General features: G+C 47.6%; 12 protein-coding genes. 9 read left to right on the top strand and 3 right to left on the bottom strand.

The window, feature by feature from the left end; genetic code table 11:
- Nucleotides 1–133 precede the first annotated feature (133 nt).
- Nucleotides 134–1201, bottom strand: coding sequence for a glycosyltransferase family 1 protein (locus WBJ53_RS30890; protein WP_338873576.1), 1068 nt, complete (start codon nucleotides 1199–1201; stop codon nucleotides 134–136).
- 255 nt (nucleotides 1202–1456) lie between these two features.
- On the opposite strand from WBJ53_RS30890, the gene WBJ53_RS30885 reads away from it, so the two are divergent.
- Together WBJ53_RS30885 and WBJ53_RS30880 are read left to right on the top strand one after the other, a co-directional pair.
- A complete protein-coding gene (locus WBJ53_RS30885) occupies nucleotides 1457–2509 on the top strand; it encodes a glycosyltransferase family 1 protein (protein WP_338873574.1) in 1053 nt (350 codons plus the stop codon).
- 46 nt (nucleotides 2510–2555) lie between these two features.
- Nucleotides 2556–4394 (top strand): ABC transporter ATP-binding protein, encoded by a 1839-nt coding sequence (locus tag WBJ53_RS30880; RefSeq protein WP_338873572.1) that lies wholly within the window; start codon nucleotides 2556–2558, stop codon nucleotides 4392–4394.
- Between the two features lie 5 nt (nucleotides 4395–4399).
- Here WBJ53_RS30880 and WBJ53_RS30875 read toward each other — a convergent pair whose 3' ends face one another.
- Nucleotides 4400–5635 carry a glycosyltransferase family 4 protein gene (locus WBJ53_RS30875; protein ID WP_338873570.1) on the bottom strand — a complete coding sequence of 412 codons (1236 nt, stop codon included), beginning with the start codon at nucleotides 5633–5635 and terminating at the stop codon, nucleotides 4400–4402.
- A 228-nt stretch (nucleotides 5636–5863) separates the two neighbouring features.
- Here WBJ53_RS30875 and WBJ53_RS30870 point away from each other — a divergent pair, with 228 nt between their 5' ends.
- The 7 genes from WBJ53_RS30870 to WBJ53_RS30840 all read left to right on the top strand — a co-directional run bounded on the left by WBJ53_RS30870 (nucleotide 5864) and on the right by WBJ53_RS30840 (nucleotide 11013).
- The gene (locus WBJ53_RS30870) at nucleotides 5864–6190 is read left to right on the top strand and encodes a metalloregulator ArsR/SmtB family transcription factor (RefSeq protein ID WP_338873568.1); all 327 of its coding nucleotides are present in this window, start codon (nucleotides 5864–5866) and stop codon (nucleotides 6188–6190) included.
- Between the two features lie 62 nt (nucleotides 6191–6252).
- On the top strand, nucleotides 6253–7155 hold the full coding sequence (locus tag WBJ53_RS30865) for an arsenite methyltransferase (protein WP_338873565.1): 903 nt from the start codon (nucleotides 6253–6255) through the stop codon (nucleotides 7153–7155).
- A 19-nt stretch (nucleotides 7156–7174) separates the two neighbouring features.
- Nucleotides 7175–7588, top strand: coding sequence for an arsenate reductase ArsC (locus tag WBJ53_RS30860; protein WP_338873563.1), 414 nt, complete (start codon nucleotides 7175–7177; stop codon nucleotides 7586–7588).
- 18 nt (nucleotides 7589–7606) lie between these two features.
- Nucleotides 7607–8041, top strand: a complete 435-nt coding sequence (gene arsN2, locus WBJ53_RS30855) for an arsenic resistance N-acetyltransferase ArsN2 (protein ID WP_338873561.1) — start codon at nucleotides 7607–7609, stop codon at nucleotides 8039–8041.
- A 12-nt stretch (nucleotides 8042–8053) separates the two neighbouring features.
- Complete coding sequence (gene arsB, locus WBJ53_RS30850) at nucleotides 8054–9121, top strand: ACR3 family arsenite efflux transporter (protein ID WP_338873559.1); 1068 nt, start codon at nucleotides 8054–8056, stop codon at nucleotides 9119–9121.
- 9 nt (nucleotides 9122–9130) lie between these two features.
- Nucleotides 9131–9931: a metallophosphoesterase family protein gene (locus WBJ53_RS30845; RefSeq protein ID WP_338873557.1), complete on the top strand. Its 801-nt coding sequence runs from the start codon at nucleotides 9131–9133 to the stop codon at nucleotides 9929–9931.
- 29 nt (nucleotides 9932–9960) lie between these two features.
- The gene (locus WBJ53_RS30840; RefSeq protein WP_338873555.1) at nucleotides 9961–11013 is read left to right on the top strand and encodes an ArsO family NAD(P)H-dependent flavin-containing monooxygenase; all 1053 of its coding nucleotides are present in this window, start codon (nucleotides 9961–9963) and stop codon (nucleotides 11011–11013) included.
- A gap of 19 nt (nucleotides 11014–11032) precedes the next feature.
- On the opposite strand, the gene WBJ53_RS30835 is transcribed toward WBJ53_RS30840, so the two are convergent.
- Nucleotides 11033–13804 carry a S8 family peptidase gene (locus WBJ53_RS30835; protein WP_338873553.1) on the bottom strand — a complete coding sequence of 924 codons (2772 nt, stop codon included), beginning with the start codon at nucleotides 13802–13804 and terminating at the stop codon, nucleotides 11033–11035.
- Nucleotides 13805–13853: the final 49 nt, after the last annotated feature.

Raw genomic sequence — 13853 nt, 5'->3', positions numbered from 1 at the left:
CTGGAAACCCCTACGCTTTCCTGGCGGCTATGTTAGCAGGGCTGTTGCTTTTTTTTATTCCCGCTCCCGTTCTGAAATTCCAAAGACGGCATATAACAAACGGCCTTTGGAGTTTCAGAACACCCTGGACAGATTACATCAACGATCGGTAAATGGATAGGTATTGACCTGCGCTTTTATTCCAGCTAAACCGTTCGGCCTGCTCAATGATATAACGCTGCATGTTTGCTGCCTCATAGCGTTGCATGCCTTCCCTGAATGTTTTTTGAATAGCATTAGCCGAAAAATCCGGAAAATAGAACGCAACATTTCCACCAACCTCCGGTAAGGAAGTAAGACGGGAAATAAAGACTGGTTTCCCGAATTGCATGGCTTCAACGACCGGAAAGCCAAAACCCTCGGCAAGAGATGGATGCACAAAAGCCTTACAGTTGCGCAGATACCAGATCTTGTCCTGTTCTGAAACGGGTCCTGGCAGATGAAGTCGTTCATCGACCCCCAGCTCTTGCGCCTGCGCCTGCATTTGTGCCACATATTCCGGATCATCGTGATGCCCAAGAATAATCAGTTCCAGATCGGGGTGCGATTCGAGCAATGGCAACAGGACATGAAAATTCTTCTTCTTGTTTAAATACCCGATTCCTAACAGAAAATTGCGGTTAGGCCTATAACTCACTACGTCATTAGCGGTTTCGGATGCCTTATTGAGGCCATTGTAGATGACGTGTATGGGCTTGTTGCCAACGTTGCAATGAGTGAGTACATCGTTTTTTGTGAATTCTGAGATACAGACAATAGCATCGCTCTGGTCAATCAGCGCCTGGGTCCGAATCAGGCTTTGCTGCTGATAGGCTTCCGGCTTACCCTCATGTAACACATTCAGGTCGTGTATGGTTAGCACTACTTTTATGTTGGGATATCTGCGTTTATCGGGTATAATTCGGCCCGACTGAAACGGCGCGTGCCACACCTGACATTCTCGCAGAAACGGTTGAAACAGCTTATGCCATTTTCGTTCAACCAGATGATACGACTCTCCAATTAGCGATAGTTTCCGCTTGGGCGGAAGATACATCTTCATTAGCGACTGATTTTCGGCGGCCAGCAACATATTGATATGCTTAGCCAAATTCTGGCAATAGTGATACAAACCAGAATGCGGGAACTTCATCAGGTCACAATCGAGAATTATGCTTGACATAACGTTGATTAATAAGTTAATACGGGCCAGGCCCTTACAATCGCATTATTAGTCTTAACGCAACATTATTTCTATATAGTCGGTATTAGTAATATAGAAATTATCGTACGCTCCAACCCTTATCAATTTGAATTGATCCTTGTACCTACAAAGGTTCATTTATGACCCTAACCGTTGTAATAGGTTTAGCTTTTTTATCAACGGAACGTTGCAGAGAATAGAAAATAATTATCCAACTACTAAGGCCAGGACGTTATGACTCGTATTGTATTCGATTGTGAGCGGATGAAGTATGTCAATACCGGTTTGTATTACTACTGTCTCAATCTGGGAAGAGCTGTGCGGCAGAAATTAGATCAAGAGGAGTTGTCGTTGTTTATCCCCAGAGGAAAACAGGCAATGTTTGAACCTGGGCTTTCCTATATTGCTCAACACTCACTGCAAAAATTCCTGATGCCTTCGGTGAGCAAGTTCGATGTATGGCATAGCACCTATCAAAACACCAACTACCTGCCCCAGCGGAATAAAAAAATTAAAGTTCTGCTAACCATTCACGACCTCAATTTTCTGCATGAAGACAAGACCGAGGAAAAAAAAGCCCGTTGCCTTGAGCATCTGCAACGCAACATCGACCGCAGCGATGCTATTGTCTGTATCTCGGAGTTTAGCAAAAATGAGGTAGTTGCTAATTGTACGACCCACGGAAAGCCTATCTATGTGATTTATAATGGCACAAATGGCTTGCCTAAACCCGCGCTGGAAGACAAATCGTATCGGCCTACCACGCCGTTTTTGTTTAATATCGGCGTTATTGCCCCTAAAAAGAATCAGCATCGAATATTGCCTCTGTTGCAATCTGATCCGAAACTGGAATTGATTTTGGCGGGCAGACACGAGGATAAAGACTATGCTCGTTTTCTTAGACAACATGCCTCCGAATTGCAGGTAGAAAATCGGATGCACCTGGTGAATGAGGTTACGGAAGGCGAAAAATCGTGGTACTACCACAATTGCCAGGCAGTGGTGATGCCATCGCTGGCCGAAGGCTTTGGCTTGCCCGTCGCGGAGGCCATGTCGATTGGTAAGCCAGTGTTTTTATCGAAGCATACGGCCTTACCTGAAATTGGGAAAGACATGGCTTTCTATTTTCATGATTTTGAAAACATGCAGGAAGACTTTAAAGCGGGGATGTATCGCTACAACAAGGCCGGTAATCGCATGAAAGAAGCCATGAAAGCCTATAGTGCAAAGTTTAACTGGGAAGATTCGGCCCGGAAATATATTGACGTATATCGCTCGTTAACGTAAAAGCAGCAAAGCGATCTCACCCGATATCATAACACAGATTTAACCAATGAAGATTTATAGACGGCTAATGGTCTATGCCAGACCATACGGAAAGTTTGTCATTCCTTTTTTTATCTTCACCATCATCAGCGTATTCTTCAACGTGTTTCAGTTTGCGTTGATTATACCATTACTCAATTTTCTCTTCGACCCAATCAATACGGCCGATGCGGCCAGATATGAGTCGGTGCCCGCAGTTCGGTTTTCGCCCGATTATTTCAAGGATAGTTTTTATCACCTGATCTATTATTTCAAAACGACAAACCCCGTTTATGCGCTCTATTTTCTGGCAGGTATGATTGTGGTGGCCGTGGTCATGACAAACCTGTTCCGGTTTCTGGCCCAGCAGTGTCTGCTCAGTGCCCGAACGCTACTGGTGAAACGATTACGCGAAGCACTGTTTGCCAAAATCAATCACCTTCATCTGGGGTATTTCACAAAAGAGCACAAGGGCGATTTGCTGTCGCGCTTAAATGGTGATGTATATGCCATTGAAAATGTAGCATCCAGTTCCATTGAGGTTGTGTTCAAAGAGCCTTATATGCTTATTGGCTACTTTGTCGCGTTGTTTCTGATCTCAACCAAACTGATGGTTTTTACGCTGATTATTATTCCGATTTCGGCTGTTGGGATAGCCGCCGTAACCAAAAAACTTAAAAAAGAAGCCAAGGACGTGCAGTCGTCAATGGGGCGGATGCTGACCCTGATGGATGAAACACTGCTGGGTATGCGAATTATTCGTTCGTTTAATGCTACACCTTTTGTGATCAATCGGTTTAGCGAAGAAAATGATTTTTACCGCAAAGCAAGTCTGGAGGGTTTTAAGCGCCGGGAGTTGGCACCGGCCTTTTCCGAAGCCTCGGGCGTGTTTGTTGTAGCTTGTATTCTGGTATACGGCGGTAGCCTGGTTCTGAACAGTCAAAGTAATTTACAGGCGAGCTCGTTTATTGCCTTCATCGCCATTTTTTCGCAGGTGATTCGTCCGGCCAAGGCTATAGTGGTGGCAATAACCAACATTCAGCAGGGGCAGGCTGCGGGCGAACGGATTCTGGAATTACTGGACAAACCCGTAGAAATTGAAGATCGCCCAAATGCGAAAATACTCGATGGCTTTCGCCGGGATATTGTTTTCGACAATGTGAGCTTCAAATACGCCGAAAAGCCGGTGCTGAAAAATATTAATTTTCGTCTGGCTAAGGGGAAAAAAGTAGCCTTGGTGGGGCCTTCGGGCGTTGGCAAATCGACTATTGCCGATCTGATTCCCCGCTTCTACGAAGCTAGTCAGGGCAGCGTTAAAATTGATGGAACTGATGTGAGGGAGTTTACTATGGAGTCGTTGCGGCAACAGATGAGTTTTGTGACGCAGGAGATTATCCTCTTTAATGATACAATTTTCAATAATATTGCGCTTGGTAAACCCGATGCACGTCTGGAAGATGTGATTGAAGCCGCCAAAATAGCCAACGCCCATACGTTTATTATGGAAACCGAAGATGGCTATAATACCAATATTGGCGACAGAGGGATTCGCCTGAGCGGTGGCCAGCGTCAACGGCTGAGTATTGCCCGTGCTGTTTTCAAAAAACCGTCTATTCTAATTCTGGACGAGGCTACGTCGGCGCTGGACATAGAGTCGGAAAAGTCGGTGCAGGATGCGCTGGACAACCTGATGGAAGGCCGTACGACACTGGTAATCGCGCACCGGTTGAGCACTATCAAAGAAGCCGACGAAATCTTGATTATGGAGGGCGGAGAGATCATCGAACGGGGTAATCACGATGATCTTATCAACAATGAAAACAGTATTTACCGGCGCCTGAACACAATGCATGAAGTGCTTCAGTAGTACCGCTATTTGTTGTTGGCCAGATAGGCAAATGCCCGATCGAATTTGGCCAGTACGGTTTCCCAGGTGTAGTACTGTTGCACATAGGACTGGGCATTTCGGGCCATCTGCGTTGTATCCTGCGATAGAATCTGGTCGACTGCCTGCTCAAAATCTGCATAATTCTGGTATAGCAAACCGGCCTGACTTGCTTCAATATGATCGCGGAGTACGGCGCAGGCAGCATTGGCAATGACTGGTATGCCCACGGCAAAGCTTTCCAGCGTCACCATCGACAGGCTTTCGTAGGGCGATGGCATAACCAGTGCGTTGGCACCGGCCAGCAACGTGGCTTTCGTTTGTTCATCAACAAAACCAACGGGTTGAATAGCTGGGTGCTCGGGAATTGGCATAAAGGCTTGCCCCACCAGTATCAGTTTCAGCGATGAAGGGTTTTTCTCTTTATACCGGATAAACAAATCAAATAAGGTATCGCACCCTTTTGCCGGATCGATGCGGCCAATATAAAGCAGGTAATTGGTCTGGTTGCCCAGTAGATACGGAGTTAATTTTTCGGATGCAACATTGCCCGGTTCGATGCCTACCCCAACAATGTCGTTATAGATTGCTTCGTTCTGAAACTGCTGATGAACAAATTGTTTTTCGGCCGGAGTGAGGAATAAAATAACCCGTGGCTTTTGAAACAGTGGCCGAAAAACGGGCAAATAAATAGGCGGCTCGTCGTGGGCAGTAGGAATAAAAATCGACTTGTGGGGCGCAATTTGTAGGCCGGCAATAGTCGGATAGTATAGGTATGTAATAAAAATCAGGGCGTCGTAGTCCTGATGGTTGCGCTTCAGATAGGCAATCAGATCGGGCGTATACGGCCCCTGATAGGTTGCCCACAATCGGCTATAGCGTCGAACGGTTTTGCCTACCAGGGCTCGTCCCCACATGCGCAGCCAGCCCAGCCCCTGCCATTCTTCGGGCCGTGACCATTTTTTGAGTTTGTGTTCGGCTCGCGACGATGCTTTGACCTGTCGTTCATACTGAGTCGCGAATCGATGAACCTGTACTCCATTTATGCGGGTGGTTTCGGCCGGATACCAGTTAGCCCAGGTAACATATTCCAGTGCACAACTGGTTAGTACATCAACCTCATAGTTTTTGGCCAATCGCTCGGCCAGTACTCGGCAGAAATATTCGGCTCCTCCATTTACTTCTACGCCATAACGCTGGACAATGAACGCTATTTTTTTCATTACATCGAGTCGCTAATCATTCGTTTACGTATCTGAAAAGGCTTTCAGATAGGATAAACGCCAATTTATAACGAAGTAACGGGGCGAATAATACATGCTATAACGAACCAGTAGATCATAAATCGGCAGGGTAACCCCTGCCAAACAAGCCATTACCGTGTTTGGCAGGGGTAAAAAAAATATCAATCGTAATATTGCGATTAATATTAAAGCTGTTACTTTTGCACAATGGGACTGACAAAAACAGAACATTTTACCTCTGAGCAGAATCGACTGGCCGACCTGGCTAAAGCTTTTGCGCATCCAGCACGAATCGCTATTCTGCAAATGCTGATTGCCAAAAAAGCCTGTGTATGTGGCGATATGGTGGATAAACTCGATCTGGCTCAGGCTACCGTGTCGCAGCATTTGAAAGAACTGAAACGAATTGGGATCATTCAGGGAGAAATTAATCCGCCCCGCGTTTGTTACTGCATTAATCCGGTTGTTTGGGAAGAGGCTCAGCAAGCCTTTGGTGGACTTCTAAACTCATTGGTGACGGTGTCGTGCTGCTAGTGCATGAGCCACTATTTTTTTGAAGTGTTTAATCGTAATATTACAATATAACAATAAATAAGATGGAAACCGCAGAACAGATTAAGACCATTGTTCGCCAGAAATACGCAGCAATTGCCGAACAGCCAATCGACGGTACTGATACCCTTGGATGCGGTTGCGGCCCAACGTCCTGTTGTGGGCCTACAACCAGTGGCGAAGTGCCTATCGATATGGCCGTTGGCTACGATGAGTTAAAGGGCTATGTAGCGGATGCGGATTTGGGATTGGGTTGCGGTTTGCCTACCCAGTTTGCGCAGATCAAACCGGGCGATGTTGTCATTGATTTAGGGTCGGGTGCCGGTAACGACTGCTTTGTGGCTCTGGCCGAAACGGGTGCAACAGGGCGGGTAATCGGACTTGATATGACGCCTGCCATGATCGATCGGGCCCGAAAAAATGCTAAAACACTGGGTTACACGAATGTCGAATTCGTATATGGCGACATTGAAGACATGCCATTGGCAGACAATCTGGCCGATGTTGTTGTCAGCAATTGCGTGATGAATCTGGTTCCAGACAAGCAGAAGGCTTTTTCAGAAACATTTCGTATTCTGAAACCTGGCGGCCACTTCAGCATTTCGGATATTGTGTTGCAGGGCGAACTACCGGCCAGCCTACAACGTGATGCTGAGCTTTATGTTGGCTGTGTATCGGGAGCAATTCAGAAAGAGGCTTATTTGCAGCTTGTTGTAGACGCCGGATTCACAAACATACTTGTGCAAAAGGAACGCGAAATTGCACTCCCCGATGATGTACTGAAAAATTATCTTTCCGAAGCCGAGATTGCCGATTATCGTACTACAGCTCTTGGAATCTATAGCGTTACTGTTTTTGCCGAAAAACCGTCCGATACCGCTCCCCAACTTATAGAACCTGACAAAACAGCCACTGCCTTGTGCTGCGGACCCGATTGCTGCAACTAAGACAAAACAAAAACAGCCAATGAAACGAATTTTAGTTCTTTGTAACGGAAATTCAGCGCGTTCTCAAATTGCACAGGCCTATCTACAACATTTTGCCGGTAATAGGGCCGAAGTCTATAGCGCGGGTATAAAACCCAAAGGGGTGAATCCGCTGGCTATTCAGGTAATGGCCGAAGATGGAATCGACATTTCGCATCATACATCAAATCTTGTTGATGATTATGTAGATCTACCGTTCGATTTCGTAATTACGGTATGCGACAGAGCGCGGGAGCAATGTCCATTTTTTCCGAACGCAGGCAAACAAATACACCACAGTTTTCCCGAACCAAGCCATATGGAAGGTAAAGACAAATTAACGGCTTTTCGCCAAGTGCGTGATTTGATTAAAGCCTACAGTCAGGCGTTTGTCGATTTGCAGTTTGCTTCTTAATCTACAGCTCAATAAAACATGGCCATTCATATCGAAAATGCCCGACCAGAAGACAAGCCCGCTGTTATAGCCCTGCTCAGGCAGGGGCAGTTGCTTACCGATGATTTGCCGACCGATCTGTCGGACTTTCTGATTGCCAAAGAACAGAACAAGGTCGTTGGCGTAGCCGGTATTGAACGGTTTGGAGCTATTGGACTCTTGCGGTCTGTGGCTGTCGATCCTGATTTTCAGGGTCGGCAGATCGGGTCTCAACTGATTGGCCGATTACTGGATACGGCCAGCGCTAGAGAACTGGCCGATGTGTATTTAATCACAACCACAGCGGAGCAGTATTTTGGTCGGCATGGGTTTCTGCCGGTAGATCGTCTGGATGCTCCCCTGGCCATTCAGGCTACATCGCAGTTTAGCGGACTTTGTCCGGCTTCGGCCGTTGTGATGAAACGGATGCTTTAACTACAATTGAGCATGAATACGCCCAAACTGACGTTTTTTGATCGCTTTTTAACATTGTGGATTTTTCTGGCTATGCTCTTTGGGATTGGAATTGGCTTTTTTTTCCCGCAAGCGCCTACATTGATGAATGGCTTCAATGCTGGAGCCACCAATATTCCTATCGCTATCGGACTAATTTTAATGATGTACCCCCCTCTGGCTAAAGTACGTTACGAAGAACTGCCAGGCGTGTTTGCTAACATCAAAATCCTGTCTTTGTCGCTGCTACAAAACTGGGTTATTGGACCGCTTCTAATGTTTGGATTAGCCGTCGTTTTCCTTCCCGACAAGCCAGAATATATGACAGGGCTGATTATGATCGGCATTGCCCGCTGTATTGCTATGGTCATTGTATGGAATGATCTGGCTAAAGGAGATCGGCTATATGCGGCTGGGCTAGTGGCCTTTAATAGCATTTTTCAGGTGCTTTTTTACTCGATCTATGCCTATGTTTTTCTTACAGTATTGCCATCCCTATTGGGTCTGCATGGATACGAGCAAAGTCGTCTGGCAGCCAGCATAACCATTGGTGAAGTCGCTAAAAGTGTTTTTATCTATCAGGGAATACCCTTCCTGGTGGGCTTACTTTCACGGTTCCTGCTTACGCGCCTAAAAGGCCGACAGTGGTACGAACAAACGTTTTTACCAGCTATTAGTCCGATAACATTAATCGCATTACTGTTTACCATCGTTTTGATGTTCAGCTTAAAAGGTAAACTTATTGTATCTATTCCTCTGGATGTGTTGCGGATTGCGGCCCCCTTAACGGTCTATTTTATTATTATGTTCTTTTCTGCCTTTTACTTGTCGAAAAGAGCTGGAGCCGATTATGCCAGGTCAACATCACTGGCCTTCACTGCTGCTGGTAATAATTTTGAACTGGGAATTGCGGTTGCTATTGCTGTTTTCGGTATTAATTCGGGGGCTGCGTTTGCTGCAGTTATAGGACCTTTGATCGAAGTGCCTGTACTCATTCTGTTAGTCAATTTTGCGCTCAGACAGGAGTGGAAGTTTACATCATCATATAAAAAAGCCCTATAAAATTCTTTTATGAAGATTGCTTTATTTTCTGACATCCATGCCAATTTACCGGCTCTTGAAGCTGTCCTGGCTGATATTGATATGCGCGAGGTTGATGCGGTCTACTGTTTGGGCGATTTGGTTGGTTATAATGTGTGGCCCAACGAGGTAATCACCCAAATTCGCAAACGAGGTATTCCTACTATCGCCGGAAATTATGACTTCGGTATCGGTCGTGCATCGGATGATTGTGGTTGTGTATACCGCGAAGAAGAGGAAAATGCGATGGGGAAGGTTTCGATTGCTTATACCAATAAAACAATTGGCAATGACGAGCGGAGCTATCTACGCACTCTACCAACGCGTATTCGGGTGGATTTTGAGTTAAATAACAATACCGATCAACTCTGGAAACAACAGCCGCCCGTTTCGCTCCTGCTGGTTCACGGTAGTCCGCGACGAGTGAATGAGTATTTATTTCAAGATCGTGAGGATCGTAGCCTGGGGCGTATTCTGGAAGGTGCAGATGCCGACATTTTATGTTTTGGACATACTCATAAACCATTCTATAAAGTCGTCAGTGCTGAACCGGAAGGGCAGGAAACCTATTGGCGTCATGCTATCAATATAGGCTCAGTGGGTAAGCCTAAAGACGGTGACCCCCGAGCCTGTTATGTGTTATTAACAATTGGCGAAATGGCCCGCCCTGGTGGGCGTGACGGAGTTTATGTTGAGTTTGTTCGAGTGACCTATGATGTAGAGCGGGCAGCTCAGGCAATAGAACAAAGCGAACTGCCTGATCCATATGCCACTATGTTGCGAACAGCTTAAGGAGTTTATGTACTCTAGTCTCTATCGCGATGGAACAGGTTGTCTACGATGTAATCATTATTGGTGGCGGACAGTCTGGACTGGCAACGGCCTATCATCTACGACGGAGTTCGCTTAACGTGGTCATACTGGACGAACAGGCGTCGGCAGGCGGAGCGTGGCAACATGCGTGGCAGTCGTTGCGGCTATTTTCGCCCGCAGAAGCAAGTTCATTGCCGGGGTGGTTAATGCCACGAACCGAATCGATTTATCCCTCTCGGCAGGACGTTATTTCTTATCTCGCCGAGTATGAGAAACGATACAATTTCCCCATTGATCGGCCGGTGCAGGTGCAGACTGTGCAGTGGGAAAATAATGCGTTTCGTCTCCTGACAAATCGGGGGAGTTACTATTGCCGTGCTTTGGTGTGTGCTACGGGTAGCTGGAGCAATCCATATAGTCCGAATTATCCGGGAAAAGAAACCTTTAAGGGGCTACAGCTACACTCTGCCCAGTATGTTTCTCCTGATCTGTTAACCGGAAAACGGGTATTGGTGGTGGGCGGAGGAAACTCCGGTGCACAGATTCTGGCCGAATTATCGAAAGTGGCAAACGTAAGCTGGGTTACGCTGGAAGAGCCATCATTTCTGCCCGACGATGTTGATGGGCGTTATTTATTTCAGGCCGCAACGCAGCGCTATCAGGCGGGGGATACTCAGTCAGTGGGCAACCTGGCCAATATTGTGATGGTCGAGAGTGTGAAAGAAGCCCGTAGCCGCAATGTTCTACACGCAGTGCGGCCGTTTACTGGACTGACGCCAGATGGAGTTTACTGGCCCAATGGAACCCACGAAGCAATTGATGCAATTATCTGGTGTACGGGATTCCGGCCAGCCATTCAATTTCTGAATGGCCTGGGTATACTTACATCGGATGGGCGAGCCGACGTACAGGGGACCCGTTCCATAAAACAACCAGGACTGTGGCTGGTAGGCTATGGAAGCTGGACAGGATTTGCTTCAGCTACGTTGATCGGTGTGAATCGATCGGCCCGTCAGACGGCACAGGAAATTAGTGCGTTTTTGAGCCCAGCATCGGCCTGAATACCTAGCCGCCCGCTTGTTATTTTTTCAGAAAGCGCAATGTTCTGGTTCGGTCGCCGTCGCTGAGCTTTAAGATGTAAGGCCCAGCCGATAAGGTGCTTAGGTTCAGCGTTCCCTGAAACCGCTGATTAGTTGCTTTGAGTAAGGTTGGCGAACCATGGAGTCGTCCCTGCCCGTCAAGAACGCTAATCTGTACGTTGCGGGCATTGGGAAATGCATACTGCACCTCCAGCGAATGTTCGACCGGATTCGGATAGGCCAAAAATACCGAGTCTGGTTCTGGCGATATACTGGTTATTACCGACGAATAAATGGTACGCTGGGTCGACCAGCCTACACAGTTCTGCTGAGTGACCTGGACCTGATAGCTCCCCGGCTCACTGACCGACAGCCGGTTGGTTGTTGCCTTATTGATCGGAGAATTTGACTGATACCATTGATACTCATAAGCCGTTCCTGTTGGCGCATACAGCGTTACGGCTGCTCCCCGCAGTAGCGTCAGCTCCGTTTCTTCGGGTTGTAGTGGAATATTATTGACCGTTGTCCGGCGCAAAACAACCGAGTCGGAGAGGGTCTGGCAACCGTCTTCGGTAAGGCGTATCTGATAGCTGCCTTCCTCGCTGGCGGCCAGTGAGGTCGATTGTTGATTTGAAAGAACTGTTCCGTTTCGTAACCACTCGATTGGAGAATTTGTCGAAACTGTAGCCGAGAAAACTATCGGCTGATCATCCTGACAAAGCCATTGATCGGTAGAAGGGTTAATTTTCACGGTCGATTGCCGGGTTCGCACCTGAACGGGCGCCGACGTTACGGTGCAGCCGTTGGCATCGGTCATGCGTAGAGAATAAGCACCGGCTTCGGTGAGCCGATACGACGAGGCAGTTGCATTGACAATTGGCATACTATAGAGCAACCATTGGTAGTTGAATCCCGATTGGTTGCTGGTGCCAAGCACTAAGCTACTACCGTTGCAGAGAGTTGTATCACTTCCGGGCGAAATCGATACTGAAAAAGCACATGGAATGCGCTGTAATCCGCTTATAATGACCGAAAAAGGCTGGCCAGCGTAGGTCATCTTTCCTTTGTGTGATACGGTAATTGAATACGACTGCCCCGGCGTTGGGTTAGGAATGTAAATCTGTTCAACATTGTCGCGGATGTTATCGCCCATACGAGCCGGTTGCGATGGATTATTGGGGTCCAGTGTGAACGGAAGTGCAATGGAATGGCCATCGCTCAGGCGTATATCCAGATCATTGACCAGCCTGGGCGTTCGGTTGTTTACATAAGCCGGACCTACGGTAGTTGGTGCCCCTTCGGGATCGGTCCAGCACAGTGTTACAACCAATGGTTCGTTGCCCTGCGCAACAATACGCTGCGTAAAGATCCCGCCCGATTGTAGTGTTTTTTCGAGCACCAGATGCGCCCGATCCGTATTGAGCAATACACGGGCCGCTCCTTCCGCATTGAGCAGGCCCCAGCCTTGCCGATAGTCGGGTCCGGCTGCAGGCGTAGTCCGGCTAGCCGTATGAATCGCTAGTCCGCGTAAGGTTGCCGACCGCATAAATTGATTACTGCCCGTGGCGCTAGTTTTGGCACTACTTGCGGCAACTGCCTTTTGTTGTGAATAAAGCTCCTGCAATAAAACCAGCGAACCCGTAACATTGGCCGACGCCATTGAGGTGCCCGTATAGTTTCCGTACGATGCCGAATTATCGGCAAGTGTCGAAAAAATACTCGTTCCCATGCCTAGTAGATCAGGTTTGATACGGCCGTCGTCGGTTGGTCCCCAGCCACTAAAAGACGTTGATGCAATGGTTGGCGGCTGATTCTGCCTGTCGAATGTTACATCGGCAGCCCCTACGGTCAGCACATTTTTGGCCGTTGCTTCGCCCGGAATAACATCGTAGGCATCATTTCGACTGCGTGTCAGTGTGCTTTTATCGCTGGTGTTTTTTAGATAATAAGCTGTTCCGGCAGGTGGACCGGTTTCGGCCCGTTTGTTATCGGCCGACCGAACCATCAGATAAAATGGATTATTGTAGGCAATACGGTCGAGGTCATGCGCTTTTGTCGTATAAAATCCGAATAAATAATCTTCCGTAGCACTCATACTCGTATTACCCCACCATTCCCACTTCTGATTGGGGTCGGTTCCTGGACGGGATGGATTGTAAACCCATCCGGCAACCGGGCCATAGGCATGGTTCGATAGCAGCAGGTTGGGAGCCGCTATGGCAATTTCACTGAGATCATCGGTATAATCCCAAACGAGTAAGCTGGCACCGTAGGCCATGCCTTTTGCCTGTGGGTTGATGCCTCGGGCAATTAAGGTTCCTGCCAAATGGGTTGTATGGCTGTTTATTGAATCGGCCTGATCCTGTTGCTGAATAACACCAGTACCCGCAAATTCCTGATGAGTGCCGAGCACGCGGCCTCCGTCCCAGATTGCTACTTTACCGGCTAAGGCACTACTGTTCCCGGAAAGAGCCAGTTGCAGGCTACCACCTTTATAGAGTGATAGTGTACGGGTGGCTGATGAGGCCTCTGTGTTATGAAGTGTGTAATAAATTGGATGGCCAAGTGGGTCGACTTCCGTTAGTACAAGCCGTTGGGTGTTGGAATAATTTTTGTGGAGAGGCCAGTTGTGCTGCTGCGCTAACCGAAGGGTCTGAATACGCAAATTTTTGTATCGGCCAATGACCTCCGATTGCCACGGAAGAAGTGCGTTATTATGAGAATCCTGCGCCTGGATCGAACCCGAAAGACACAGCAAAACAAGGCACCGCACCGCGTAAAAAAGGCGTTTACGATTGCGGGGTGCCTTGTTTTGTCTAAAC

The organism is Spirosoma sp. SC4-14 (genome assembly GCF_037201965.1).
Lineage (GTDB): Bacteria > Bacteroidota > Bacteroidia > Cytophagales > Spirosomataceae > Spirosoma.
This window is presented reverse-complemented; position numbering and strand designations above follow the sequence as displayed.

What these genes read in the sequence shown, in the direction of transcription:
- WBJ53_RS30890 (WP_338873576.1), bottom strand. Translation starts at nt 1,201, where the DNA reads ATGTCAAGCATAATTCTCGATTGTGACCTGATGAAGTTCCCGCATTCT.
- WBJ53_RS30885 (WP_338873574.1), top strand. Translation starts at nt 1,457, where the DNA reads ATGACTCGTATTGTATTCGATTGTGAGCGGATGAAGTATGTCAATACC.
- WBJ53_RS30880 (WP_338873572.1), top strand. Translation starts at nt 2,556, where the DNA reads ATGAAGATTTATAGACGGCTAATGGTCTATGCCAGACCATACGGAAAG.
- WBJ53_RS30875 (WP_338873570.1), bottom strand. Translation starts at nt 5,635, where the DNA reads ATGAAAAAAATAGCGTTCATTGTCCAGCGTTATGGCGTAGAAGTAAAT.
- WBJ53_RS30870 (WP_338873568.1), top strand. Translation starts at nt 5,864, where the DNA reads ATGGGACTGACAAAAACAGAACATTTTACCTCTGAGCAGAATCGACTG.
- WBJ53_RS30865 (WP_338873565.1), top strand. Translation starts at nt 6,253, where the DNA reads ATGGAAACCGCAGAACAGATTAAGACCATTGTTCGCCAGAAATACGCA.
- WBJ53_RS30860 (WP_338873563.1), top strand. Translation starts at nt 7,175, where the DNA reads ATGAAACGAATTTTAGTTCTTTGTAACGGAAATTCAGCGCGTTCTCAA.
- arsN2 (WP_338873561.1), top strand. Translation starts at nt 7,607, where the DNA reads ATGGCCATTCATATCGAAAATGCCCGACCAGAAGACAAGCCCGCTGTT.
- arsB (WP_338873559.1), top strand. Translation starts at nt 8,054, where the DNA reads ATGAATACGCCCAAACTGACGTTTTTTGATCGCTTTTTAACATTGTGG.
- WBJ53_RS30845 (WP_338873557.1), top strand. Translation starts at nt 9,131, where the DNA reads ATGAAGATTGCTTTATTTTCTGACATCCATGCCAATTTACCGGCTCTT.
- WBJ53_RS30840 (WP_338873555.1), top strand. Translation starts at nt 9,961, where the DNA reads ATGGAACAGGTTGTCTACGATGTAATCATTATTGGTGGCGGACAGTCT.